The 25662-nt window shown below is 41.7% G+C and carries 31 protein-coding genes and 2 tRNA genes; 23 read left to right on the top strand and 10 right to left on the bottom strand.

The genetic code is table 11. The annotated features are described in order from the left end of the window. Positions 1-188 precede the first annotated feature (188 nt). A complete protein-coding gene (locus tag EJF26_RS00375) occupies positions 189-1478 on the top strand; it encodes a hypothetical protein (RefSeq protein WP_001062791.1) in 1290 nt (429 codons plus the stop codon). A gap of 9 nt (positions 1479-1487) precedes the next feature. Then, a complete protein-coding gene (locus EJF26_RS00380) occupies positions 1488-2576 on the top strand; it encodes an AI-2E family transporter (RefSeq protein ID WP_001055023.1) in 1089 nt (362 codons plus the stop codon). Between the two features lie 138 nt (positions 2577-2714). On the opposite strand, the gene EJF26_RS00385 is transcribed toward EJF26_RS00380, so the two are convergent. From EJF26_RS00385 to EJF26_RS00400, 4 genes are all read right to left on the bottom strand, one after another. Beyond that, positions 2715-2787: transfer RNA gene (locus EJF26_RS00385), tRNA-Lys, on the bottom strand. A gap of 62 nt (positions 2788-2849) precedes the next feature. After that, positions 2850-3365: a DUF308 domain-containing protein gene (locus EJF26_RS00390; RefSeq protein ID WP_000672739.1), complete on the bottom strand. Its 516-nt coding sequence runs from the start codon at positions 3363-3365 to the stop codon at positions 2850-2852. Positions 3366-3719: 354 nt separating this feature from the next. Further along, positions 3720-3792, bottom strand: a tRNA-Lys gene (locus EJF26_RS00395). Between the two features lie 264 nt (positions 3793-4056). Next, the gene (locus EJF26_RS00400) at positions 4057-5328 is read right to left on the bottom strand and encodes a replication-associated recombination protein A (RefSeq protein WP_001113237.1); all 1272 of its coding nucleotides are present in this window, start codon (positions 5326-5328) and stop codon (positions 4057-4059) included. 115 nt (positions 5329-5443) lie between these two features. On the opposite strand from EJF26_RS00400, the gene EJF26_RS00405 reads away from it, so the two are divergent. The 11 genes from EJF26_RS00405 (at position 5444) to EJF26_RS00455 (ending at position 14412) form a co-directional block, all read left to right on the top strand. Next, positions 5444-5914 (top strand): DUF3013 family protein, encoded by a 471-nt coding sequence (locus EJF26_RS00405; protein WP_000257117.1) that lies wholly within the window; start codon positions 5444-5446, stop codon positions 5912-5914. An 18-nt stretch (positions 5915-5932) separates the two neighbouring features. Continuing rightward, positions 5933-7000 carry a M50 family metallopeptidase gene (locus tag EJF26_RS00410; protein WP_000713401.1) on the top strand — a complete coding sequence of 356 codons (1068 nt, stop codon included), beginning with the start codon at positions 5933-5935 and terminating at the stop codon, positions 6998-7000. Position 7001: 1 nt separating this feature from the next. Beyond that, positions 7002-7430 (top strand): NUDIX hydrolase, encoded by a 429-nt coding sequence (locus tag EJF26_RS00415; protein ID WP_000401980.1) that lies wholly within the window; start codon positions 7002-7004, stop codon positions 7428-7430. Beyond that, positions 7427-7795, top strand: coding sequence for a hypothetical protein (locus EJF26_RS00420; RefSeq protein WP_000575304.1), 369 nt, complete (start codon positions 7427-7429; stop codon positions 7793-7795). Before EJF26_RS00415 ends, EJF26_RS00420 begins: the two co-directional genes overlap by 4 nt. A gap of 61 nt (positions 7796-7856) precedes the next feature. Further along, the gene (locus EJF26_RS00425; protein WP_000614822.1) at positions 7857-8330 is read left to right on the top strand and encodes a GNAT family N-acetyltransferase; all 474 of its coding nucleotides are present in this window, start codon (positions 7857-7859) and stop codon (positions 8328-8330) included. A gap of 137 nt (positions 8331-8467) precedes the next feature. After that, complete coding sequence (gene prmA, locus EJF26_RS00430; RefSeq protein WP_025168944.1) at positions 8468-9418, top strand: 50S ribosomal protein L11 methyltransferase; 951 nt, start codon at positions 8468-8470, stop codon at positions 9416-9418. A 1-nt stretch (position 9419) separates the two neighbouring features. Beyond that, complete coding sequence (locus EJF26_RS00435) at positions 9420-10163, top strand: 16S rRNA (uracil(1498)-N(3))-methyltransferase (RefSeq protein WP_001188192.1); 744 nt, start codon at positions 9420-9422, stop codon at positions 10161-10163. A gap of 10 nt (positions 10164-10173) precedes the next feature. Beyond that, the gene (gene pepF, locus EJF26_RS00440; protein ID WP_000435593.1) at positions 10174-11970 is read left to right on the top strand and encodes an oligoendopeptidase F; all 1797 of its coding nucleotides are present in this window, start codon (positions 10174-10176) and stop codon (positions 11968-11970) included. A 28-nt stretch (positions 11971-11998) separates the two neighbouring features. Further along, complete coding sequence (locus EJF26_RS00445; protein ID WP_001079823.1) at positions 11999-12781, top strand: hypothetical protein; 783 nt, start codon at positions 11999-12001, stop codon at positions 12779-12781. Between the two features lie 61 nt (positions 12782-12842). Beyond that, positions 12843-13634, top strand: coding sequence for a DUF2785 domain-containing protein (locus EJF26_RS00450; protein ID WP_000285315.1), 792 nt, complete (start codon positions 12843-12845; stop codon positions 13632-13634). 109 nt (positions 13635-13743) lie between these two features. Further along, a complete protein-coding gene (locus EJF26_RS00455; RefSeq protein WP_000714828.1) occupies positions 13744-14412 on the top strand; it encodes an MIP/aquaporin family protein in 669 nt (222 codons plus the stop codon). Between the two features lie 96 nt (positions 14413-14508). Here the strand turns inward: EJF26_RS00455 and trxA are convergent, their stop codons facing one another. The 3 genes from trxA to EJF26_RS00470 all read right to left on the bottom strand — a co-directional run bounded on the left by trxA (position 14509) and on the right by EJF26_RS00470 (position 15539). After that, positions 14509-14823 (bottom strand): thioredoxin, encoded by a 315-nt coding sequence (gene trxA, locus EJF26_RS00460; protein ID WP_001029577.1) that lies wholly within the window; start codon positions 14821-14823, stop codon positions 14509-14511. 15 nt (positions 14824-14838) lie between these two features. Next, positions 14839-15060 (bottom strand): DUF4649 family protein, encoded by a 222-nt coding sequence (locus EJF26_RS00465; RefSeq protein WP_000570264.1) that lies wholly within the window; start codon positions 15058-15060, stop codon positions 14839-14841. A gap of 98 nt (positions 15061-15158) precedes the next feature. Beyond that, positions 15159-15539 (bottom strand): MarR family winged helix-turn-helix transcriptional regulator, encoded by a 381-nt coding sequence (locus EJF26_RS00470; protein WP_000221653.1) that lies wholly within the window; start codon positions 15537-15539, stop codon positions 15159-15161. A 196-nt stretch (positions 15540-15735) separates the two neighbouring features. Between EJF26_RS00470 and EJF26_RS00475 the strand changes: the two genes are divergently transcribed. Together EJF26_RS00475 and EJF26_RS00480 are read left to right on the top strand one after the other, a co-directional pair. Further along, positions 15736-16110 carry a CidA/LrgA family protein gene (locus EJF26_RS00475; protein ID WP_000781325.1) on the top strand — a complete coding sequence of 125 codons (375 nt, stop codon included), beginning with the start codon at positions 15736-15738 and terminating at the stop codon, positions 16108-16110. Next, on the top strand, positions 16107-16802 hold the full coding sequence (locus tag EJF26_RS00480; protein WP_001288938.1) for an LrgB family protein: 696 nt from the start codon (positions 16107-16109) through the stop codon (positions 16800-16802). The genes EJF26_RS00475 and EJF26_RS00480 overlap by 4 nt, the downstream gene beginning before the upstream one ends. A 31-nt stretch (positions 16803-16833) precedes the next feature. Here the strand turns inward: EJF26_RS00480 and EJF26_RS00485 are convergent, their stop codons facing one another. Genes EJF26_RS00485 through EJF26_RS00495 form a run of 3 tightly spaced genes read right to left on the bottom strand, consistent with a single transcriptional unit; the run spans position 16834 to position 18649 of the window. Beyond that, entirely contained in the window at positions 16834-17568 is a 735-nt protein-coding gene (locus tag EJF26_RS00485) for a hypothetical protein (RefSeq protein ID WP_000498778.1), read from the bottom strand. Positions 17569-17583: 15 nt separating this feature from the next. After that, positions 17584-18279 carry an ABC transporter ATP-binding protein gene (locus EJF26_RS00490; RefSeq protein WP_000173165.1) on the bottom strand — a complete coding sequence of 232 codons (696 nt, stop codon included), beginning with the start codon at positions 18277-18279 and terminating at the stop codon, positions 17584-17586. 4 nt (positions 18280-18283) lie between these two features. Then, the gene (locus EJF26_RS00495; protein WP_000119121.1) at positions 18284-18649 is read right to left on the bottom strand and encodes a GntR family transcriptional regulator; all 366 of its coding nucleotides are present in this window, start codon (positions 18647-18649) and stop codon (positions 18284-18286) included. Positions 18650-18788: 139 nt separating this feature from the next. On the opposite strand from EJF26_RS00495, the gene nrdR reads away from it, so the two are divergent. The 8 genes from nrdR to EJF26_RS09980 all read left to right on the top strand — a co-directional run bounded on the left by nrdR (position 18789) and on the right by EJF26_RS09980 (position 25655). Next, positions 18789-19262: a transcriptional regulator NrdR gene (gene nrdR, locus EJF26_RS00500; protein ID WP_001203677.1), complete on the top strand. Its 474-nt coding sequence runs from the start codon at positions 18789-18791 to the stop codon at positions 19260-19262. Continuing rightward, the gene (locus tag EJF26_RS00505; RefSeq protein WP_000803916.1) at positions 19263-20426 is read left to right on the top strand and encodes a DnaD domain protein; all 1164 of its coding nucleotides are present in this window, start codon (positions 19263-19265) and stop codon (positions 20424-20426) included. After that, positions 20427-21323: a primosomal protein DnaI gene (dnaI, locus tag EJF26_RS00510; protein ID WP_000446479.1), complete on the top strand. Its 897-nt coding sequence runs from the start codon at positions 20427-20429 to the stop codon at positions 21321-21323. After that, positions 21320-22033 carry an NADPH-dependent oxidoreductase gene (locus tag EJF26_RS00515; RefSeq protein ID WP_000140829.1) on the top strand — a complete coding sequence of 238 codons (714 nt, stop codon included), beginning with the start codon at positions 21320-21322 and terminating at the stop codon, positions 22031-22033. The genes dnaI and EJF26_RS00515 overlap by 4 nt, the downstream gene beginning before the upstream one ends. A 13-nt stretch (positions 22034-22046) precedes the next feature. Then, a complete protein-coding gene (gene der, locus EJF26_RS00520; RefSeq protein ID WP_001207684.1) occupies positions 22047-23357 on the top strand; it encodes a ribosome biogenesis GTPase Der in 1311 nt (436 codons plus the stop codon). Between the two features lie 228 nt (positions 23358-23585). Then, the gene (locus EJF26_RS00525; RefSeq protein WP_000822461.1) at positions 23586-24434 is read left to right on the top strand and encodes a TPM domain-containing protein; all 849 of its coding nucleotides are present in this window, start codon (positions 23586-23588) and stop codon (positions 24432-24434) included. Positions 24435-24597: 163 nt separating this feature from the next. Next, complete coding sequence (locus tag EJF26_RS00530) at positions 24598-25194, top strand: LemA family protein (protein WP_000812473.1); 597 nt, start codon at positions 24598-24600, stop codon at positions 25192-25194. Positions 25195-25316: 122 nt separating this feature from the next. Next, positions 25317-25655 (top strand): hypothetical protein, encoded by a 339-nt coding sequence (locus EJF26_RS09980; protein WP_000893553.1) that lies wholly within the window; start codon positions 25317-25319, stop codon positions 25653-25655. Positions 25656-25662: the final 7 nt, after the last annotated feature.

A 25662-nucleotide genomic window follows, 5' to 3' on the forward strand; every position in this document is an offset into this window, starting at 1 on the left:
AGCTAGTTTTTATAAGCTCTGGTTTCTAATCAATATAACAAATTTTAGAAGTGCATAAGACAAGATGGTGACATTATTACAGTCATTTCTAGTCACCATATGTTGCTGGCACAGGCTGTTTGTAGTGTTGGCTATTTACTAGTCAGTTTAATCGGAGTGTTTAATTTTTATTGTTGAAAGGTTTTTATATGGCGAAAATTCTATCTTTAGGTCTGACAGGTAAGAAATTACTTGCTCAGGGGTTCTTGTTTGTTCTGCTAGGTCTCATCTTGATGGTCACGGGGACTTGGTTGCCAGTAACAGTTATTCGCCTGGTTCTGTTTTTAGCTTGGATAGCAACGGTCGTAGATTTGCTATTAAGAGTTTTCAAAAAAAGCCAGTCAACGGATACCTTGGGAGTTGCACTGGTTAAATTGTTAGTGCTGGGATATTTGCTTGGCTCCAATCTTGCGACGGATGTGCCGATTTATATTTTGGCTCTTGTGATTGGAGTTTATCAGATTTTTCATGCTAGTATTAACCTTGTCACCTATGTTCTCTACCGCAAAAACAAAATTCGACCTCGTTTTCGTCTCTTACTAGATGGACTCGTACTAGTTTTTCTTGGTGGGACTAGTCTTTTGTCCTCTACAGGAAATTCTGTCTTTCAACTCTTTGTATTAGGGGCTTATTTTTTCCTTTATGGTCTGTCCAATATCCGTGACGGTTTCTTATTTGAAGGGGAAATTGGGAAAAACCATCTCAAACGTCGTATTAGAATTAGCTTACCTATTGTCCTAGCCGCTCTCATCCCTGCAAGAACTTTAGCAAAAATCAACAAATTCATGCAGGAAAATGCTGATGAGAGAGAGGATATCCATCTTGGAATGGTGAAGTCTGGTAAGACAGCGGAGCTTGAAATTTTTGTTCATACAGCTGAGACCTCTCTGTTTTCGGCAATTGGTCATGTGGATATCTGCTATCAAGGCCGTGTTATTTCTTATGGCAACTATGATCCGTCTTCTGAGACCTTATTTGGCATGGTAGGAGATGGTGTCTTATATTTCTGTGATCGTGACAAGTACATTGACCTATGTAAACGTGAGAGTCAAAAAACGCTTTTTGGTTATGGGATAGATTTGACGCCTGAAATGGAAAAAGCAGTTCAGAAAAAGTTGGCTGAATTGAAACAACTGACGATTCCATGGGAGCCAAGTGCAGATAAAATCATGACAGGTGATGGTAAGGAAGACTACACCTACGCTTATAAAATCAGACATGAGACAGATGGGGAACTTTATAAATTTATCAAATCTAAGTTTAAATCCTACTTTGTCTTATCTACAAACTGTGTGCTCTTGGCTGATACCATAGTCGGTCAGGCTGGCACCGATATCCTCTCACCCAAAGGATTTATCGCACCAGGAACTTACCAAGCTTACCTTGACCGAGAGTTTGAAAAACCAAATAGTATAGTCGTATCTAAACATGTTTATTAAGGAGAATTTATGAATTTAGTAAAAAAATACACCCCATTAATACTTTTTATAGGGCTGGTTACTCTTGTAATTCTGAATGCATCAAGCTTTATATCAGGGGCAGTATCTCTCTTTGAAGTAACTTCTACCTTGATTTATGGTGCTGTCATTGCTTTTGTGCTCAATGTTCCCATGAAAAAAATTGAAGAATTCCTAGTTAAAATGAAGGTAAAGGCAGGGTTGCGCCGTCCGATTGCTATGGTGCTTGTTTTCCTATCTCTTATCTTAATCGTGATCTGTCTTTTGGTTTTGGTGCTTCCAACCCTTGCTCAGACTATTAGTCAGCTGGGAGCAGTCCTTTCAACAGTCCTGACTCAACTTGGGAAATTGCTAGACAGCTCGGAATTTGTAACCAAAGACATGTTGTCAACTATCGTATCAGGCATACAGGGACAATCTAGTTCTATTAGCCAAGCTTTGATAGGTTTTTTATCAGGTCTGACTAGTAATATCGGCAATATTTTTTCAAGTTTGATGAATGCCTTTTTGATTATAGTCTTCACCTTTTTATTTTTATCCAGTAAGGAACATTTGGCAGCGATGACGAGTCGACTTCTAAAAGTTTTTCTTCCAGAGAAGGTGGTGATAAAGTTGACTTACATTGGACAAGTAGCACTAGAGACTTATGACCAATTTTTGATGAGTCAGCTGATTGAAGCAGTTATCATAGGAGTTATGATAGCGGTTGGTTACAGCGTGTTTGGGATACCCTATGGAGTAATGACAGGTATCTTTGCAGGAGTGCTATCGTTCATTCCTTATGTAGGGCCTATGATTGCTTGTGTTGTGGGAGCGATTTTTATCTTCACAGTGAGTCCTACTCAAGCCTTACTTTCTCTTCTTCTATATCAAGTTATACAGCTGATTGAAGGAAACCTTATTTATCCTAGAGTTGTAGGGCAGTCTATTGGTTTGCCAGCTATTTTCACGCTTGCGGCTGCTAGTATCGGAGGGAATCTTTTCGGACTACTTGGAATGATATTCTTTACCCCCGTATTTGCTGTTATCTATCGACTGGTTAAAGAATTTGTCGTTGCAAAGGAAAATCAGGTAGATTAAGAAAAACTAAATTTAATAAGATATACTGAGAAGAGAGTGAGAGATTCTCTTCTCTTTTATTTTTAAATACTTTTCTACAAAAAGCTATTAGACGTTAAAAAAAGCCTTGGTTTCAAGGCTTATTTCTGTTGATTTAGATGCCCCCTGCAGGGCTCGAACCTGCGCCCCATAGCTTAAGAGTCTACTGCTCTACCAACTGAGCTAAGGAAGCAACAGAAAAAGCTGAGAATGTAACTTCCCAGCTTTTTTAATATGCCCAAAATGGCAGCTAGATTATTTACGAAAGGCATCAAGGATATAGGTGAAACCAACAATTAAAAATGCAAAGGCAACGACATAAACGACAAAGACACTTGTAGCTACTGGATTGAACAAAATCACTAGACCTAGTAAAAATGCAAGCAACGCTATCCACATGATATGGTTGCCAATAATAGGGAAAATCAATCCCAAACGATTGCCTTTAAAGAAAGCTATAATGGCTTCTACAATTAACCAAATTCCTAAAATAGTTGGAATGACAACTGGCAGCGTCACAAAGCCATAGGCAACGAGGTAAAGAGCTAAGAGAAGATTAACAATCCCTTGGAAAAGATGAGCTGGTGAGCGAAGCTCTTTTGGTACAGAGAAATAGCCTAAAATAGCTGCTATAGAAGAAACCAGTAAACCAAATGCAATCCACCAGCTGTAAGCAACAAGATTAGCTACTGGGTTTGTAAATAGGAAAAGTCCTAAAAGGACAAAAACAACTCCTGCAAGGAATAGCAGTAAACGATTAGAAAATTTCATTTCAATACCCCCTATATAGTATAGTATAGTTTGATAATAAAAATATTATACACCTTTTTAGAGGAAATGTCAATAAACAAAATGGAAAATTTGGAAGTTTCAGTCTGATTTATGAAAAGAAAATCAGTTTTTATTATTTTGAAAATAAAAAGAGAAGATAAAATTTGTCTTCTCTACATGAAAATATTGTATGGCATCAAAGCAAAAGTAACTGGCTTTACACTATTTGTTAAGATGTAATTTGATTCAAAAAGAAAAGATAGATTTAAAATGTGGGACAAATGATGGGGTAAATCAGTTATAGACAAGCAAAAAAAGCCTTGATTTACAAGGCTTTTTCCTGTTGTATTTAGATGCCCCCTACAGGGATCGAACCTGTGACCCACGGATTAAGAGTCCGCTGCTCTGCCAGCTGAGCTAAGGAGGCAAAGAAAAAAGCTGTATTGGTGCCGAAACTTCACGGTTTGTATTGAACCCGCGCAATTAAGCAGGTGGGCAACTCGCTCTAACTGAAGCTGTTTCCGTGTGAGACGGCCTACATGCTGTTAGAAGACTTTTGTTTCCCTAATAATACAAAAAATAGTCGGTCAACACTTAAGTGTGAAGTCGTACACCACAGCGTTTCTATGTTTATATAATACCACTTTTTCAAAAAAAATCAAGAGGAAAGTGCAATTTTTTGAAAAGGATTTCAGATTTTTCGCAAACGGTCGATAGCTTCCTTTCTTTGAGCCAAAGCCCGTTCATATTTACCAGTATCTTCTGCTTGGAAATAGTGATGATTACGAATTTTTTCTGGTAGATAGTCTTGCTTGACCCAATTTCCAGGATAGTTGTGTGGATAGAGATAGTCTTGGGCATTCCCTAGTTCCTTGCTTCCGCTGTAGTGTCCATCACGCAGGTGTCGCGGAATAGGCAAGTGCCCTGATGTTTTGAGGTCAGCAAGTGCCTTATCCATAGCTACATAGGCTGAGTTGGATTTTGGAGAAAGGGCCAAATCAATCACGACATTGGCAATGAGAATGCGGGCTTCTGGGAACCCAATCTTCTGGGCAGCATCCAGAGCAGTCACGGTATGAATCTGGGCTTCAGGGTTGGCCAAACCGATATCTTCATAGGCGATAACGGTCAAGCGACGAGCGAGACTTGGCAGATCCCCAGCCTCAATCAAGCGGGCAGCATAGTGAAGACTGGCATCAACATCTGAGCCACGGATAGACTTTTGCAGGGCAGATAGAACATCATAGTGACCGTCTCCATCCTTGTCCATAGTGATGTAGCTTCTCTGAAGACTATTTTCCATGATGTCTAGAGTGATATGGCGAATGCCCTTATCATTCTCAGGGGTAGAAAGAACAGCCAAATCCAGTGAGTTAAAGGCAGAGCGCAGGTCTCCGTTTGTAGAGGTTGCGATGAAGTCCAGCGCATCCTCATCTAGTTCTACTGGAAAATCAAAACCACGCTCAGGGTTACTTAGAGCTATCTGTAGAGCCTCTTTGACTTCTTGGTTAGACAGAGGTTCCAACTCAAAAATTTGAACGCGACTACGAATGGCTGGAGTGACAGAAAAAAAAGGATTTTCAGTCGTAGCCCCAATCATGATGACCAGACCACTTTCCAAGAGGGGAAGTAGAAAGTCTTGCTTGGTCTTGTCAAGACGGTGAATCTCGTCCAGTAGCAGAACTAGTCCACCTGAAAATTTAGCCTCTTCCGCGATTTCTTGTAGCCGTTTTTTACTATCAACTGTCGCGTTAAAGGTCCGAAAGGCATACTTGGTCGTTCCAGCGATGGCTGAGGCGATACTGGTCTTTCCGATTCCTGGAGGTCCGTAGAGAATCATGGAGGACAGACGATTGGCTTCCACCATGCGGCGGATGATTTTTCCAGGTCCGACCAGATGCTTCTGACCGATGACCTGGTCGATGGTTTTTGGGCGCATGCGAAGCGCGAGATTGTCTGGCATAGTAGTCCTTTCTAACATGGATTTTCTGATGTATATGTGGTAAGATGGTAGTATCTATTTTAGCATATTTCCGAGCATTCGGGGCGATTAAAGAGTCGCATAGAAAGAGGACAAAATGGCAACATACGGATTTTTAGATGTTTTAGAGGAAGAGTTGGACAAGAACTTTCCCTTTGATTATGAGATTAGTTGGGACAAGCGCAACCACGCGGTAGAAGTGAGTTTTCTATTGGAAGCGCAAAACGCTACAGGAGTGGAGATGGTGGATGAAGACGGAGAGGTGTCGTCAGACGATATTCTCTTTGAGGAAGCGGTACTTTTTTACAATCCTGCCAAGTCAACTGTTAATGAGGAAGATTATTTGACTGTTATCCCTTACCTGCCTAAAAAAGGTTTTTCACGTGAATTCTTAGCCTATTTTGCGCTTTTCCTTAAAGATACTGCCGAGGTTGGACTAGATGCGCTCATGGACTTTTTGGAAGACCCAGAAGCAGAAGAGTTCGTCATGGAATGGAACCAAGAAGTCTTTGAAGAAGGAAAAGTCGGCTTGGAAGAGGGAGAGTTTTATCCTTATCCGAGATACTAGGAGTTTGGAGAAGGTAGTATGAAAAAATTTGGGACGTATTTGGTTTATGTGCTAGCTTTTGCCTTTATTATGCTAGCTTTTGCTTGTGGCACTATCGCATTTGCAGAGTTGGGGTCTTCCGCAGTTTTAGTCTTTACTTTTGGTTATACCTTCGCTCTTCTAAGCATATATTTAATCTTTATTCTTCATGAGCTGGGTCATGCTTTTTGTGGTTACTTGACAGGCTATCGACTGGTAGCTTTTGGATTAGGACATTTTCTTTTGACCAAAAAGTCTGGCAGGTTTCATCTTAGTCGAACAGCCGTTATGAAAAATGTTGGTGCTCAGTATATTGGTTTAAAGGAGGACGAAAGCGATCAAAGAATCATTCTGATGCTTTCAGGAGGTTTGATGATTCATCTCAGCTTGATATTATTGGCGATATTGTTTGGATTTTTGACAAAAAGCTGGTATTTTGCTAGTACTTGGATTTTTCTTAATTTGTCTTTCTTCCTAAACAACGCCTTGCCAGTCGGCATTACCGATGGAGCGAAAATCTGGGAATTGCTACAACATCCTGAAAATACCAAATACGCTTACTTGGTGTTGAGGCATTCTGCCCAAACTTTGCTTGCTCCTCAAGAGTATGATTTGAAAGACTTTATCATGCCTGTTTCTGAGGATGCAAGTGGGAGCTTTGCAGAAAGTATTCAAACTCTTGAGGGAGTGGTTTTCATATTGGATGGTCATTTAGAGACAGCTAAAAAGCTATTTCAATCTTTACTAGAGAGAACAGAACACTCGCTGTCTGAAACTTTTTGCCAGCTGTACCTTCTTCAAATCGCCTTGCTAGAAGGTGATAATGAGAAGGCGGAGGAATATGCAAGTATTCGAAGTGTTAAGTCCTTCTTATCTCTAAAAATGGCAGATGTGCAGATGATTCAAGCCTGGTATCAATTTAAGGTAAAGAAAAATATAGCTCAAACTCGCAAGGCTATGAAGATTGCTAGACAGAAAATGAATAGCAGCCGAATGCTACGGGACGAGAAACGCTATTATGAAAACTGGTTAGCAGAGCTGGAAAAGGCATTAGCTGAAGGAGTCTGATATGGAAATAGAAATTTCTGATTTTACAGGTTGTAAAATTGCCCTCTTTTGTGATGATAGAATTTTGACCATTTTGCGTGATGACAAGGGAAATATTCCATGGCCCAATATGTGGGAACTGCCAGGTGGTGGGCGCGAAGGTGATGAAAGTCCTTTCGAGTGCGCAGCGCGTGAAGTTTTTGAGGAACTGGGAATTCGTCTGACTAAAGATTGCCTGCTTTGGAGTAAGGTTTATCCCAGCATGCTTTTTGAGGGGAAGGAATCCGTCTTTCTAGTTGGCAAGTTAACGCAGGAACAGTTTGATAGTATCGTCTTTGGCGATGAAGGACAGGGCTATAGACTGATGAGCATTGACGAATTTCTTGGCTCAGATAAGGTCGTGCCCCAGTTGCAGGATAGAGTGAGGGATTATATGGAGGAAGTAAAATGATTTTTGCAATTGCAACAACGACGTTAAATAAGGAAGTTAAACGCAAACTAAAAACTGGACAATATTCTAGAGAAGAAGCTACATTCATCTATATGGAATATTTAAAGTTAAAGAAGCAGAGAGAAAGTGGTATGAAAGTAGCTGGGATTTCTACGGCTGTTATTTGGGTATTAATGCTTGTTATACCCTTACTGAGTGATGGAGGTCTCGTACTGCCTCTTTCAGTATATTTTTTACTTTTGATACTGTTAGCAGGAATTGTTCTATTTGTTTATTATCTTATGTTTGGTATTTTTAAACAGCAGATTCATAGTGCAATGAAAGAGCACTACACAGATGTGATTGAAGAATTTAAGGGTCAGTAAAACAGCGTGTGGAAGAGCATAGAAGTACTAGTTGAGAGAGTGTGTATTTGGGGGTAGTAGTATGATTCAGATTGTCCGAGCAGGAGCAGAGGATTTAGAAACCGTAATTGCAATTCAAAGGGCTAGCTTTAAGGCTGTCTATGAAAAATACCAAGATGAGTATGATCCCTACCTAGAGGATCGTGAACGAATCAAGTGGAAATTGGTTGAGCGTCCCAATAGTTATTACTACTTTTTGAAAGAAAAGGACGAAAATATCGGATTTTTACGAGTTCAGACCAATGAGGAATTGACGGAGGCTTGGTTGGGAACGGCAGCGATTTTGCCCCAGTATCAAGGAAAAGGTTATGGTTCTGAGGGATTGAGATTACTGGAAAAGGAATTTCCAACGATTAAACAGTGGGATTTGTGTACGGTATTACAGGATGCGGGCATGGTCGCCTTTTATGAGAAAAATGGCTACCGTCAAACCCATATCGAGCCTGAAAAAGAAGGTATGGATATGGTTTACATGAAAAAATTGATTGACAAATAGAAAGGATGGTTCGGTTACATTTCTAAACTGAACCCGCCCTAAACACTGTGCCAAAAAGATAAACTTCTCTTAGACACAAGCGTCTTCAGAGAGTTTCCTATTTTGGCCTTGTGTTTTACGGGCTTGGTATCTTAATGATGGAAACATGGCAAGAGTTAAAAGTAACGGTGAAGCGTGAGGGAGAGGAGCTGGTCTCCAATCTCTTGATTGAGCTGGGAGCGCAAGGTGTTGCGATCGAAGATAGTATGGACTATGTGGGGAATGTGGATCGCTTCGGCGAGATTTTCCCAGAGGTTGAGCAACAAGAAGAAATCGTAGTGACAGCCTACTACCCTGAAACGGTTGATGTGGCAGTAGTTGAGGCAGATTTGCAGGCTCGTCTCCTAGAATTAAAAGATTTTATGGATTTAGGAGAGGTCAAGATGGGAACGACTGCCTTGGCTGAGGAAGACTGGGCAGACAACTGGAAGAAATATTATGAACCAGCTCGTATCACCCATGACTTGACCATTGTGCCGTCATGGACAGACTATAAGGCGACTGCGGGAGAAAAGATTATCAAGCTGGATCCTGGTATGGCCTTTGGGACTGGAACGCATCCAACGACCAAGATGAGCCTTTTTGCTTTGGAGCAAGTTCTTCGTGGTGGTGAAACGGTGCTTGATGTAGGAACTGGATCAGGTGTTCTTTCTATTGCTAGCTCGCTACTTGGTGCCAAGGAAATTTTCGCCTATGACCTGGATGATGTGGCGGTTCGTGTTGCTCAGGAAAATATTGAGCTCAACCCTGGTATGGAAAATATCCATGTAGCGGCAGGAGATTTGCTTAAGGGTGTGGAGATTGAGGCAGATGTCATCGTGGCTAATATCTTGGCGGATATTCTCATTCATCTGACAGAGGATGCTTATCGTTTGGTCAAGGACGAAGGCTACCTGATCATGAGTGGCATTATCAAGGACAAGTGGGACATGGTGCGCGAGTCGGCTGAGTCAGCTGGATTTTTCCTTGAAACTCACATGATTCAAGGGGAATGGAATGCCTGTGTCTTTAAGAAAACCAAGGATATTTCAGGTGTGATTGGAGGCTAGCATGCAGCAGTATTTTGTCAAAGGAAGTGCTATCTCACCTGTGACCATCGAGGACAAGGAAACCAGCAAGCACATGTTTCAGGTCATGCGCCTGAAAGAAGATGATGAGGTGACTTTAGTCTTTGATGACGGGGTCAAGCGCTTGGCGCGCGTGCTGGATGTGGAAGCTCGTCAGTTTGAACTAGTGGAAGAGTTAGCTGACAATGTGGAACTGCCAATCCAAGTGACCATCGCATCTGGTTTTCCTAAGGGAGACAAGCTCGAGTTTATCACTCAAAAAGTGACGGAACTAGGAGCCAGTCAAATCTGGGCCTTTCCTGCAGATTGGTCAGTTGCTAAGTGGGATGGCAAGAAATTGGGCAAAAAGGTTGAAAAACTAGAAAAAATCGCCCTTGGAGCGGCAGAACAAAGCAAGCGTAATCTGGTCCCAAGTATCCAGCTTTTCGAGAAAAAAGCAGATTTTCTAGCTAAGCTGGACCAGTTTGACTCTATCATCGTAGCCTATGAAGAGTCGGCTAAAGAGGGAGAAACCGCTGCGCTTCTGCAAGCAGTCACTGGTCTTGAAAAAGGAGCCAAATTGCTCTTTATCTTTGGACCAGAGGGTGGCCTATCACCTGCAGAAATCGAGAGTTTTGAAGCTAAAGGAGCTGTCTTGGCAGGACTTGGCCCTCGTATCTTACGAGCAGAAACAGCACCGCTTTATGCTTTATCAGCCCTTAGTGTTTTAGTAGAATTAGAGAAATAAGAGGAAGAAAATGGAACAAAAACATCGTTCAGAATTTCCAGAGAAGGAACTTTGGGACTTAACAGCCCTATACCAAGACCGTGAGGATTTCTTGCGTGCAATTGAGAAAACGCGCGAAGACATCAATCAATTTAGCCGTGACTACAAGGGCAATCTTCACACTTTTGAAGATTTTGAGAAGGCCTTTGCGGAATTGGAGCAAATCTACATTCAGATGAACCATATTGGCAATTATGCCTTTATGCCGCAGACTACAGACTATAGCAATGAAGAATTTGCCAATATTGCACAAGCTGGTATGGAATTTGAGACAGATGCTAGTGTAGCCTTGACCTTCTTTGACGACGCTTTGGTGGCGGCAGATGAAGAAGTTTTGAATCGTTTGGGTGACTTGCCACATTTGACAGCAGCCATTCGTCAGGCCAAAATCAAAAAAGCCCACTACCTAGGGGCTGATGTGGAGAAGGCCTTGACCAATCTCGGTGAAGTTTTCTACAGCCCACAGGATATTTACACTAAGATGCGAGCTGGGGACTTTGAAATGGCTGACTTTGAAGCCCATGGAAAAATCTACAAAAACAGCTTTGTGACCTACGAAAACTTCTACCAAAACCACGAGGACGCTGAGGTTCGTGAGAAATCTTTCCGTTCTTTCTCAGAAGGCCTTCGTAAGCACCAAAATACAGCTGCAGCAGCCTATCTAGCTCAGGTCAAGTCTGAGAAATTGTTGGCAGATATGAAGGGCTATGATTCGGTCTTTGATTATCTTCTAGCTGAGCAAGAAGTGGACCGTGCCATGTTTGACCGCCAGATTGACCTCATCATGAAGGACTTTGCGCCAGTTGCTCAGAGATACCTCAAGCATGTTGCCAAGGTCAATGGTCTTGAAAAGATGACTTTTGCAGACTGGAAATTGGACTTGGACAGCGCCCTGAATCCAGAAGTGACTATTGATGATGCCTATGATTTGGTCATGAAGTCAGTAGAACCTTTGGGACAAGAATATTGTCAGGAAGTTGCGCGCTATCAAGAAGAACGCTGGGTGGACTTCGCTGCCAATAGTGGCAAGGATTCTGGTGGTTATGCGGCGGATCCATATCGTGTGCACCCTTATGTCCTCATGAGCTGGACAGGTCGTTTGAGTGATGTCTATACCTTGATTCATGAAATTGGGCATTCTGGTCAATTTATCTTTTCAGATAATCACCAAAGCTACTTCAATGCCCATATGTCGACCTACTATGTTGAAGCGCCATCAACCTTCAATGAATTGCTTCTCAGTGATTATTTGGAGCACCAATCTGATGACCCGCGTCAAAAACGTTTTGCCCTTGCTCACCGCTTGACAGATACCTACTTCCATAATTTCATCACCCACCTCTTGGAAGCAGCCTTTCAGCGTAAGGTTTATACATTGATTGAAGAGGGAGAAACCTTTGGAGCAAGCAAGCTTAACAGCATTATGAAGGAAGTCTTGACGGATTTCTGGGGAGATGCCATTGAAATTGACGACGATGCGGCACTCACTTGGATGCGCCAAGCTCACTACTACATGGGCTTGTATAGCTACACTTACTCAGCCGGACTAGTCATCTCGACTGCGGGTTACCTCCATCTGAAAAACTCTGAGACTGGAGCTAGAGACTGGCTCAATCTCCTCAAATCAGGTGGCAGCAAAACACCACTTGAGTCAGCCATGATTATCGGAGCGGACATCTCAACAGACAAACCACTCCGTGATACCATCCAGTTCTTGTCAGACACAGTTGACCAGATTATCGCCTACAGTGCTGAGTTGGGGGAGTAGGGCTTAGACAGACTCCTAGGAGAACGATATGAATAGAATCAAAAAATGGCTGGAACAAAATCCCCAAAGAATGCTCTTTATCAAAATAGGCCTAGTCTTGTTAGGCATCATTTTATTGATTGCTTTGCCTACTCTCTATCTTGTTTTGAGCGGAGTTGGTATTTGGTATTTTGTAAAGAAATCGCCAGATATTCGAAAAAGAAATCTAATGATAGGGCTTTTCATTGTCAGTTTTGTTGCGGTTGCTCTTCAAACCCCAACAGTCACAAAGAAAATTTCATCTTCTCAATCAGAAACTAAGCAGACTACGACATCTACTACTTCGGCAGCTTCAACCACGGATACTTCATCTAGTATAGAGGAAGCAAAACGAATCGAAGAAGAGAAAAAAGCTAAAGAAAAAGCGGAAGAAGAGAGAATTGCCAAAGAAAAAGCTGCAAAGGAGTTGCAAGAAAAAGGTGAAACCTTAGTCAAACAATTGGAAGAAAGTCAAGATGCGAGTCAAGTGAAGTCTGCTAAAGAAACAGTTAATCAGATTGAAAATAACGACAAAAAGACAGAGTTGCTTGATAGGATAGGTGCGGTTGAATCATCAATTTCTCAAAAAGAGGAAGAAAAAAGAATTGCACAGGAAGCTGAAACCAAAGCTCAACAGCAAGATAGAATTGTCTATGTTGCAAACAATGGAAAATCAAAAGTTTATTGGTATAGTAAGGATAGAATGCCTTCAAAAACTAATAAAGCTAACGTTGTTGAGATGACAGAAGCAGATGCAATTGCAGCAGGAAAACGTCCATCGAAAACAGAATAAGAAAGAAAGTCATCTTCGGATGACTTTTTGATAAGCTAATAGAAATCCAGAGGTACTAGGGATGTATCAAGTATTACAAAGAAAAGTGACAGAAGAAAAACCAAGCTATAGCCGAGAAGAAATTCAGTGGTTGCTTGAGCACTTGGGAGATGCCTCTCCAAAAATTCGAGACGAACTTGTTTTTACGAGTTTGGCTAGAGGGATTCAAGAAGAGTTGTTTTCCCTTGAGCAGTTTCAGTTTATCTCAGAAGAGGTCTCCTCTGATGAAGGACTATACAAGGAGATTGATAGTAGAGGAGTTTCGGCTCTTAAACGTTCTTTTAGGGCGCTTATTTATGCCAATCTACTGTCCTGCGATGGTACTAAGGAATCACTTTATTACCAGCAGTTGTCTTCTCCTATCAGGGCTACCATGCTAAATCAAGGATTGTACTATCTTACAAAGGAAAAAGAGACGACGGGCTACTCTCATCAGTATGGTTGGGTTCACGCTTTTGCGCATGGGGCTGATCTTTTGACGGAAGTTATATGCCATCCTAGCTTTCCAAAGTCAGATATAGCCGAAGCATTTGAAATCATTGGGAAAATCTTTAAAGGAGTTGATATTCGTTTTACAAATGATGAAGATTGGCGGTTAGCCAGAGCGTTTTATGAACCAATCTTACGAGGGAAAATCGAAACGTCTCTACTCACTGCTTGGCTGCAAACAGTCGAATTTCCCCTGAAAGAAGCAAATGATTTCCAGAAATTTTCCAATTTCAGATCCTGTCTGTTGGAAGTCTATATCAAACTTGATCAGAAAAACTTTTTACAAGATGAGTTGAAAGAAGCTATTCAATCTTTTCAATACTAGGAATTAGCCGGTCATTTCATGATTTTCAAATAACTTTCCAGTCAATTTTCTTGAAACCCTTTCCTTCTTTTGATAGACTAATACATAGTTTAAAAAAAGGAGACTTATCATGAAAAAATTTGTTGCTGAATTAATCGGTACGTTTATGCTTGTGTTCATCGGAACAGGAGCCGTTGTTTTTGGAAATGGTACAGAGGGTCTTGGACACCTTGGAATTGCTTTTGCCTTTGGTTTGGCAATCGTAGTCGCAGCTTTCTCAATCGGAACTGTTTCAGGTGCGCACTTGAACCCAGCTGTTTCAATCGCTATGTTTATTAATAAGCGTTTGTCATCTTCTGAGCTTGTAAACTACATCCTTGGACAAGTAGTTGGAGCTTTCCTTGCGTCAGGTGCGGTCTTCTTCCTCTTGGCTAACTCAGGAATGTCAACTGCTAGTCTTGGTGAAAATGCCTTGGCAAACGGTGTCACTGTCTTTGGTGGTTTCTTGTTTGAAGTTATTGCAACTTTCTTATTTGTCTTGGTTATCATGACTGTAACATCAGCAAGCAAAGGAAATGGCGCGATTGCTGGTTTGGTAATCGGTTTGTCTTTGATGGCAATGATTCTTGTGGGATTGAACATCACTGGACTTTCAGTAAACCCAGCTCGTAGCTTGGCTCCTGCTGTATTGGTTGGTGGCGCAGCTCTTCAACAAGTTTGGATTTTCATCCTTGCTCCAATCGTTGGTGGTGTACTTGCAGCTCTTGTTGCGAAAAACTGCCTTGGAACAGAAGACTAAGAAACGAAAAAGGAGTCCTGTCCTCAGTTTGAGGAACAGGACTTTTTCTATGCAAACAAAAAAAGCACTCCCATTTTGAGTGGGAGTGTTTCGTGATTAGCTCAATTCAGCAACGATGGCCTTGATTTGTTCTGCAGTATGTACTCCAGCAACTTGTTTCACCACTTGGCCGTCTTTCTTGAAGAGAAGGGTTGGGATAGACATGATTCCAAAAGCACGAGCTGTGTTTGGATTTTCATCAACGTCCATTTTAACGATTTTCAAGATATCTTCTGAAAGTTCTTCAGACAATTTATCCAAGATTGGACCTTGCATGCGACATGGACCACACCAAGTTGCCCAGAAGTCTACCAAGACCAAACCGTCTTTTGTCTCTTGTTCAAATGTTGCATCTGTAATTGCTTTTGCCATAGTATTTCTCCTTTTTTAGTTATATTGGCTTAAATCTTGTTTCATGAGATAGAAGAAGACATCTCCATAAGTCCCATGGTAGTCCAAGTCATGACCATTGTAAGTTAATTTTTGGACAGTGTAGTAATCCGCGACGCCGATAAGGCAGGCTTGTTGAGAACGTTCAAAGTCTTGGTAAGACTCGAAAGTCATGGTTCTCTCTTGTTTGCTGGCGTCTAGGTAGGTAATTTCGATCATATAAAACTCCTTTATTCGATCTTGACTTTATTGTACTCCTTGAACAGAGGAATGTCAAGAAAAATGATTGCGCACGCAACTTTTTTAAAAAAATCTGATTAAGAAATGAAGTCAAGATTCATTTCCAGTCTTTCTTCGATGACCTTTTGTAGATAAGCCAGAGTTGTCTGTCCCTCGTCAGTCAGGCAGATAAAACTAGCCCGTCTATCCTGATCGCAACATCGGCGACTAAGCAAACCGCAGTTTTTCTCTTCTAGTCGGGCCACCATTCGAGAAACAGCGCTCGGACTGAGATGGAGTTTATCTGGCAGGTCAATCTGCCGTAAGGACTTTTCATTAGCTAGATTCAGATAGTAGAGCAGGTAAAACTCTTTTAAGGTCAGCCTTTGTTCACTCTGCTGGGCGATGGTTTCTTCCAACATAGTTTCCATTTCCTTTTGACGGCGGTTGTAGTCAAACCATTTTTCTAAGTAGGTCATTGCTTTCTCCTTTCTTTTCAAAGTAAAAATCACAAAATCATTGCTGACTGTCTTTGTAACATAAGATGATTGCGCATGCAATGATTATACTACTTTTAGCTAATCCTTGCAAGAAAGAAAAATTTCGATATTTCCTTGAAATTTTCTGAAAAAAGAGTAAACTGGTATGCAAGAATTCTATTTCAAGGAGTTTGAGATGAAGTTATATGTTCAATTAATGATTCTCTTTGTGATTTCTCTAATCGGTGAGGGAATCTCCAGTTTCTTTCATCTGCCCATACCAGGCAGTATTATTGGCTTAATCATTCTCTTTCTGGCCCTGCAGTTCAAGTGGCTGAGGACCAGGCATGTCAATATGGTGGGGAATTTTCTGCTGGCTAATATGACCATTCTCTTTTTGCCACCAGCAGTGGGAATCATGGAAAAGTTTGATGTGATTGCCCCCTATCTCTTGCCCATTGTCTTGATTGTCTTTTTTGCGGCTGTCATCAACATTATCCTCATCGCCCTAGTGGTTCAGTTCATCAAGAGACGGTTTGAGGGAGATTATGAGAAAGGAGATGCCAAATGAGTGAATTTGTATCCAATCCTCTGTTTGGGATTGCATTATCTATCCTAGCTTATCTAGTGGGAATGCTGATTTACAGACGTTTTCCCCATCCTTTGACAACACCTTTGCTTTTGTCAGCAATTTTTATTATCATCCTTCTTAAGGCGACGGGTATTTCTTACCAAGATTACTACCAAGGTGGGGTTTATCTGAATAACTTGATAGTCCCATCGACAGTGGCTCTAGGGATTCCGCTTTATAAAAGTTTTCACCTGATGAAGCACCATGCTCGGAGTATTCTCTTTGGTAGTCTGCTAGCAGTAGTTGTCAATACTAGCTTCACTGCCATAGTGGCCAAAATCTTTGGCATGGACTTTTTCCTAGCCATTTCTCTCTTTCCCAAGTCAGTGACAACCGCCATGGCAGTGGGAATCACAGAAAAATTGCAAGGTTTGACGACTGTGACCTTGGTCGTCGTAGTGGCCACTGGGATTTTGACCAGTGTGATTGGACCAACCCTTTTGAAGTGGTTGAAAATTGATGATCCGGTAGCAGTCGGGCTTTCCCTTGGAGGAACAGGCCACGCAGTCGGAACGGGAACCGCCTTTCGATATGGCTCTGTAGCAGGCGCCATGGGTGGCTTGGCTATCGGTGTCACTGGTATTCTCTATGTTTTTGTCAGCCCCATTGTAGCCAGTTTGATATTGAGTTAAAGAAAAACCCAGCTTTCTAGCTGGGCATTTTTTATTGCAAGTTAACCTTATTTTTCAAGATATAGTAGGTTCCGAGGTAGTAGATAATTGCTAGAATGAAATCTTTGAGGATATCAACGCTAATTAGGAGGTTAAAATCATAATCCATTCGGAAGAAGATAGAAATATAGCCAATCACGATGTTAAGCACGATATAGGCTAAAATTCCCATAGCGGTACGATACTCGTTAAATAGTTGACCAATTGAGATGCAAAGGTAAATAGATAAAATCCAAGTAATTGAACCCACCAGAAGAGAGAGGGCATAGAGCCAACCGTAACCGAGATAAGGAGAGATAAATCGATAGAGGAGCGGCAAATCTTTCACTACAGGGGTGAGTGAGAAGATAATAATGATACTCAAGATAAATACAATATAGCTTATGATTGACCAAATGAGAGCACCCAGTAATTTGGCGGTGATGATCTGGTGTTCAGAGACGGGCAGAGTCAATGTAAGATAGCCCTGACGATCGTAGACACTTCCCTTGAAGCGTCGAACGATTAGAAAGATAGTCGCGATCCAGAGAGTAACGCTGAGCCCACCAAAAACTAAGATCAGAAAGCCTAACAGATAGTAGGGATCATTACCATAGCTAGTGTAGGTCTGACTAATGCCAGAAATGGATGCACCAATCAAAACCGAAATTGCAAGCACAGCACCGTAGAGAGCTAGATACCATTTGTTAACATTTTTAAATTCATAACGAACTAAATTCCAAAACATAATAATCTCCTTTAACTAAGCTTTGAACTCCTGGCGGAAGAGCTGGTCAATCGACTCACCTGACTCATAACGAATATCATCAACATTTCCTTGACGGACGACTTTTCCGTTATTTAGGAAGATGATTTCGTCCAAGATCGGCTCAATATCTGAAATCAAGTGGGTAGAAATCAAAACAGTTGAAGTTGGTGAGTAGTTGTTGATGATGGTGTTCAAGATATAGTCACGGGCAGCTGGATCCACACCACCAATCGGTTCGTCGAGCACATAGAGACGAGCTTCACGGCTCATAACGAGGATGAGCTGAACCTTTTCTTTGTTCCCTTTTGACAATTTCTTGAGGCGACTGTTTTCATCAATGCCAAGATCTGCTAAAAGGTGCTGAGCCCGCTCAAGATTGAAATCTTGGTAGAAAGTTTTAAAGTAGGTCAGTGCTTCTTTGATTTTCATCTGTTCATTCAGATAAGTCGTGTCTGGTAGATAAGAGACAATGGCCTTGGTAGCAGGACTCGGATCCATGTTGTTAATGAGGACACGACCTTGGTCTGGTTGGAGAAGTCCGTTGATCAGCTTGATCAAGGTTGTTTTTCCAGATCCGTTTGGACCGAGAAGCCCGACGATTTTTCCAGCGGAAATCTCAAGGGAAACATTGTTAAGGGCTGCTGTAGCCCCATAGGATTTGGATACATTTTCAAATGCTAGTAATGTCATAATTTTACACTCCTTTGATGTATTCGCTAAGCACACTTGGCAGTTCTTCTTTTTGATACCCGAATTGAAGCATGCCCGTTACAAAGTTTTTCAGTTGCTCCTCAGAAAGCTGTTTGCGGGACTGAACGATGAGATCTAAGTCCTCAGTGACAAAACGACCAGTAGTCCGCTTGCTATAAACGAAGCCCTCGCGCTCAAGATCAGACAAGGCGCGCTGAATTGTATTGGGATTGACCCCAGCCTCGCTCGCTAGTTCCCTTACGGTTGGGAGCTGTTGGTTGGGTTCCAGTTCATGGGAAACAATCTGTAATTTGATTTTTTCCATAATCTGCAAATAAATGGGTTTTGTATTATCAAATGACCAGGACATCATAGTCTCCTTTCTTTTTCTTTATTGTTCTAATTAAATAATACAATAAAACAAAAAACTTGTCAAGTAAAAATAAGAATTGTTTTGGGAATTGCTCAAAAAATGGTATAATGAAAAGAAAACGACAAGGAGGAGAAGCATGCGTTGTCCAAAATGTGGGGCTACCAAGTCTAGTGTTGTTGATAGCCGTCAAGCCGAAGAAGGAAATACCATCCGTCGAAGACGTGAGTGCGACGAGTGTCAGCATCGTTTTACAACCTATGAACGAGTTGAAGAACGAACGCTGGTTGTCGTCAAAAAAGACGGTACACGAGAACAGTTTTCAAGAGATAAAATCTTTAATGGGATTATCCGCTCAGCTCAGAAGCGCCCTGTTTCGAGTGATGAAATCAACATGGTGGTCAATCGTATCGAGCAAAAACTCCGTAGTCGCAGTGAGAACGAGATTCAAAGTGAATACATTGGAGCCTTAGTCATGGAAGAATTGGCAGAGCTGGATGAGATTACCTATGTTCGTTTTGCTAGTGTTTACCGTAGCTTTAAGGATGTGAGTGAGTTGGAGAGTCTGCTCCAGCAGATTACCCAGTCCTCTAAAAAGAAAAAGGAAAAGTAAATGAAGCCAAATGACCGTTTTTCTTTTCTAAAGAATAATCGGGTGTCGCAAGATACCTCTTCTCTGGTGCAGTGCTACCTCCCGATTATCGGTCAGGAGGCACTGAGCCTCTATCTATATGCCATTACCTTTTGGGATGGTGGGCAAAAGGAACACCTTTTTGCTAACATTCTTAATCATTTGAATTTCGGGATGAATACGCTCCTCCAGTCTTTTAAAATCTTATCTGCTGTGGATCTGTTGACTCTTTATCAGAAGGGGGAAGTCTATGAATTGCAGCTACATCCTCCCCTACCTATTCAGGATTTTTTAAGTCATTCTGTCTATAGCAGACTATTGGAGAAAAAGATTGGTGATACAGCTGTTTCTACTATGAAGCAGGTTCCAAGTGAGGGAGAAGCACTTTCTGTTTCCTTGAGCCAAGTTTTTCCAAACCTGACTGAAGAAGTGACTCCAATCGAGTCTAAAATCAAGATGAAAAATGATTTTGACTTGGGACATTTCCAGCGTCTGATGGCTCGAGATGGCTTGCGTTTTAAAGACGCGCAGGCGGATGTTTTGGAATTGTTTGCCATCGCAGATGAAAAAAAATGGACCTGGTTTGAAACCTATCAATTAGCCAAGGCGACAGCGGTAGCTCAGGTTATTGCAGTCAAACGCATGCGTGAAAAGATAGCACAAAAGCAGGTATCTTCTGACTTTAGCCCCAAAGAAATGACCATTATCAGGGAAGCCAAAAATAAAACTCCCCTGCACTTTTTAGCGGAAATCAAGCAAACGCGTAAGGGGAACATCACCCAAAGTGAAAGAGAACTCCTTCACCAGATGGCATCTTTAGGCTTGTTGGACGAAGTCATCAATATCGTCTTACTTTTAACCTTTAACAAGGTTGATTCGGCCAATGTCAATGAAAAATATGCTATGAAAGTTGCCAACGACTATGCCTATCGTAAGATTCGAACAGCAGAAGAAGCTGTGCTTCGGATTCGAGAGCGTCAGCAAAAAGGTCAGGAAGACCAAAAATCGAAAACTAGCTCGACTAAGACCAATGTTCCCAAGTGGAGCAATCCAGAATATAAAAATCAAACCAGTGAGGAAACTCGTCTGGAACTAGAACGCAAAAAACAAGAAATGTTAGCCCGATTAGAAGAAGGAGGAGACTAGATGGAAAGTGTTGGTGATGTAATCAAACGTCAGACAAGTCGTTTTCAGTATCAGGACTTGGTCCAGCAGATCATGAAGGACCCCGATGTAGCGGCTTTTATCCAGAAAGAATCCCTCAACCAAGAGGAGTTAAATCGTAGCATCTCCAAGTTCAACCAATATATTACAGAACGGGACAAGTTTCTTCGTGGGGATGCGGACTATATAGCGCGTGGCTACAAGCCTATCTTGGTCATGAATCACGGTTATGCGGATGTGTCTTATGAAGAAACACCTGAACTAATCGCGGCTGAAAAAGAGGCGGCAATCAAGAATCGCCTTAAGTTGATCAATCTACCAGCAAGTCTCAAGAAAGCGAAATTGGCTCAGATTGACCTGGATGATCTAGGACGCTTGCCAATTTTTGAGAGACTCTATGCCTTTGTTGACCTTTACCCTAGTATCCGAAAAGGTCTCTATCTTTACGGAGATTTTGGTGTCGGTAAGAGTTTCATGATGGCGGCCCTGGCTCACGACCTATCTGAAAAACGTGGTGCTTCAACAACCATTCTCCACTATCCAAGTTTTGTCATTGATGTGAAAAATGCCATCGGTGAAGGATCTGTGAAGACCTTGGTAGATGAGATCAAGTTAGCTGAAGTCTTGGTCTTGGATGATATTGGCGCGGAGCAGTCGACTCCTTGGGTGCGTGATGAGATTCTCCAAGTTATTCTCCAGTACCGCATGCAGGAAGATTTGCCGACCTTCTTTACTTCCAACTTTAGTTTCCAAGATTTGGAAAAACATTTTGCCAAAGGAAAGAATGGAAATGATGAGACTTGGGAAGCTAGACGGGTCATGGAACGAATCCGTTATTTAGCAGAGGAAACAAGACTAGAAGGAGAAAATCGCCGATGACAGAAACCATTAAACTGATGAAAGCTCATACTTCAGTTCGTCGCTTTAAGGAGCAAGAAATTCCTCAAGCAGACTTGGACGAGATTTTAACTGCTGGACAAATGGCGTCATCTTGGAAAAATTTCCAATCCTACTCTGTGATTCTTGTACGCAGTCAGGAGAAGAAAGATGCTCTTTATGAATTGGTTCCGCAGGAAGCCATTCGTCAGTCAGCAGCCTTTTTGCTCTTTGTTGGTGACTTGAATCGAGCTGAAAAGGGAGCAAGCCTTCATACAGATACTTTCCAACCTCAAGGGGTAGAAGGTCTCCTCATCACCTCGGTAGATGCGGCTCTTGCTGGTCAAAATACCCTGCTTGCGGCTGAGAGTCTGGGATATGGTGGTGTGATTATCGGTTTGGTCCGTTACAAGTCGGAAGAAGTGGCAGAGCTTTTTAACCTGCCTGACTATACCTACCCAGTTTTTGGGATTGCCCTTGGCGTGCCAAACCAACAACATGATGTCAAACCAAGACTGCCTTTGAACCAAGTAGTTTTTGAAGAAGAATACCAAGAACAGCCAGTTGAAGCGATTTTGGACTATGACAAAGTTCAGGCAGACTATGCTGGTGCGCGTGCGACAACCTCTTGGAGTCAGCGTTTGGCAGAGCAGTTCGGTCAAGCCGAACCTCGTTCAACTCGGAAGAATCTAGAACAGAAAAAGTTATTGTAGAAAGTGAGAAAACATGGCCTTACCAACTATTGCCATTGTGGGACGTCCCAATGTTGGGAAATCAACCCTATTTAATCGGATCGCTGGTGAGCGGATCTCAATCGTAGAAGATGTCGAGGGTGTGACACGTGACCGTATCTATGCAACGGGTGAGTGGCTCAATCGTTCCTTTAGTATGATTGATACTGGAGGGATTGACGACGTCGATGCTCCCTTCATGGAGCAAATCAAGCACCAGGCAGAAATTGCTATGGAAGAAGCCGATGTCATCGTCTTTGTGGTGTCTGGGAAAGAAGGAATTACGGATGCAGATGAGTACGTAGCTCGTAAACTTTATAAGACCCATAAACCTGTTATCCTTGCCGTTAACAAGGTTGACAACCCTGAGATGCGAAATGATATCTTTGATTTCTATGCGCTAGGCTTGGGTGAACCGCTGCCAATTTCGTCTGTCCACGGTATTGGTACAGGGGATGTGTTAGACGCCATCGTCGAAAATCTACCACACGAAGTCGAAGAAGAAAATCCAGACGTGATTAAATTTAGCTTGATTGGCCGTCCTAACGTTGGAAAATCTAGCTTGATCAACGCTATTTTGGGAGAAGACCGCGTGATTGCCAGTCCAGTAGCTGGAACAACGCGTGATGCCATTGATACCCACTTTACAGATGCGGATGGCCAAGAGTTTACCATGATTGATACAGCTGGTATGCGTAAGTCTGGTAAAGTCTATGAAAATACGGAGAAATATTCTGTCATGCGAGCTATGCGTGCCATTGATCGTTCTGACGTGGTCTTGATGGTCCTCAATGCCGAAGAAGGTATTCGTGAGTACGACAAGCGTATCGCAGGTTTTGCCCACGAAGCAGGTAAAGGGATGATCATCGTGGTCAACAAGTGGGATACTCTTGAGAAAGACAACCACACCATGAAAAAATGGGAAGAAGATATCCGTGAGCAGTTTCAATACCTGCCTTACGCACCGATTGTCTTTGTATCCGCGCTTACCAAGCAACGTCTCCATAAATTGCCTGAGATGATCAAGCAAATCAGTGAAAGTCAAAATACCCGTATCCCATCAGCTGTCTTGAACGATGTCATCATGGATGCCATTGCTATCAATCCAACACCGACAGACAAAGGAAAACGCCTCAAGATTTTCTACGCAACCCAAGTGGCAACCAAGCCACCAACCTTTGTCATCTTTGTCAACGAAGAAGAACTCATGCACTTCTCTTACCTGCGTTTCTTGGAAAATCAAATCCGCAAGGCCTTTGTCTTTGAGGGAACACCGATTCACTTGATTGCAAGAAAACGCAAGTAAACCTTGCTTGTTTTCCTATAAAAATAAATTGAAAGAAGACTGTGAGGTCTTCTTTTTTCTATCTAAAAGGGAAGAAAAGAAGCTATCAAATTGGAGGAGAAATCTGTCATTAAAATTCAATCATTTTCCTAGCTTTTGTAATCTATTTGTAATGAAAATGCACTTTCTTTGTAAAAATCAAAATGCTATAATTCCTTAAATCAATTTTCCTTTATCAGGGAGGTTATTATGAAAAGAATCAGATTATTTAAAAATAGTTTGTTGGTTCGCTTGCTTGGATTGTTGATGGTCTTTCTCTTCTTGTCAGCATTCACAGCACTTGAAAAACCTGAGTATGGGATTTATGACCCGGATCATTATCTAACCGAGGAGGCAATCAGACTGATTCGAGGCTTGAACAAGGTAAATAGTCAAAAAACAGAAAAATTCCAAATAGGCGTTTACGTTGTGAAAAGCCTAGATGGAGAAACAATCGAAACAGTCGCCAATGAAACAGCTAGAGCTTGGAAGATTGGCTACTCGGGAGATAACCATGGTGCCTTGGTCGTCGTAGCAGTCCAAGATAGAAAATCACGGATTGAAACCAGTAATAATGTGGCCAGTAAGATCACAGACTATCAGACTCACAGGTTCTTGACAACAGCACGCCCTTATTTTCAAAAGGGAGACTATAATAATGGAGTTCTCTCAATAGTAAATAATCTCAACTACATATTCTATAGTGGCTCGAGTACGACTTCTTCAAGTTCTAAAAGTAGTTACGACTATGCTACTAATCCTAGTCGCTTAAGAGAAATTGAAAAGTATGCTGATGAGAGGAGTTCTTCGAGACGGAATCGAAAAAGTAGCTTCGATGACGGAGTCCTCGGATTTGGAGTTCTCATTTACTTCATCGTGATGATTATCGTATTTATATCTGGAGGTCGTGGTGGTTCTCGTCGCGATGATTCTAGCGGTGGCTGGTGGGGCGGTGACTCATCAGACTCAGGTTCCTCTTGGTCTGACTCAGGCTCCGACTCATCTGGTGGCTGGGACGGCGGTGGCTTCGATGGTGGCGGTTCGTCTGATGACTGGTGAGTGATTGTTTATAGAATACAAACTGATTTTTCCATACAGTAAGGTGACTCCCTTTGCAACAGTTCACTCCTTAATTAAAAATAAAAACAAAATTTGGGAAATTGATTTAAAATCTGAGTATTTTCTCAGAAAAGTTGATAAAAGAAAGTGTTAAGGTTTTAATATGAAACAAAATAAAGTAATTCTCTCAATAGTGGCGATCTTCTTTGGACTACTAGTTCTGGGAAGTTGTTCCGCAGTGACGACCTATAATGGTCTGGTTGGTGAACAGACTAAGGTGGAGCAGGCTCAGGCCGATGTATCGACAGCCCTCCAACGTCGTTCGGACTTGATTGGTAACTTGGTGGAGTCTGTTAAAGGACAAATGAATCATGAAACCGAAGTCTTTACCAAGATTGCTGATGCTAGAGCTAAAATCGGTAGTAGCTCAGTAACTTCGGAAGAAAACCAAAAGGCTCAGGGAGAATTGAGCTCTGCTCTTTCCCGCTTGATTTCCTTGACGGAGAATTATCCAGAACTCAAGAGCAATCAAAATGTTGAGCAACTAATGGTGGAACTTTCAGGAAGTGAAAATCGTATCTTTGTAGCACGCAAGGATTATAATAAAGTCGCAGCCGAGTACAATCAAAAGTTGAGAAGTTTTCCAACCGTGCTTTTTGCGAATATGATGAACTTTAAAGAAGCTGAAACCTTTAAAGAAACAGAAGAAGCCAAGACAGTTCCTAAGGTCGATTTTGGAACATCTTCATCAAGTCAATAAAGTGAATCAGCCTATGAATAGAGGGATTTCTCTAGCATGACTAGTGATTTCAAACTCAAGCCTGGAAAGTCTTTTCTAGGTTTTTTTGGTATAATAAAATAAAAAGAAATCTTGGAGAAGCTATGCTGGAAAGACTTCTGCAGCTATTGGTTTTGTCACCTTACTTTTATTTTTTCCATTGGATTGAGAAGGCAGACAAAAATAGGAAATATTTCGCAATCTTTTATTACTTTTACTGGATTTACCTCCCTCTGTGGGCTTTGTTCAGTATCGCTTTTACAGTTTTTTCATTTTTGATTTTCAATTTTGTCTTGAAAAATCCTGCTGATTTAACAATTTGGGGGATATGGTTCCTTTTAGTTTTTTTGTCTCTTGTGAATGACTGGAAAATATATGCTTGTTTAAAGAGAATGTTCAAGCTGAAACAAGAGAACAAAACGAGGACATCCATCAATAGCTAAAGTTTAG

Origin of the sequence: Streptococcus oralis subsp. dentisani, from assembly GCF_007475365.1 — a bacterium.
Taxonomy (GTDB): domain Bacteria; phylum Bacillota; class Bacilli; order Lactobacillales; family Streptococcaceae; genus Streptococcus; species Streptococcus mitis_AX.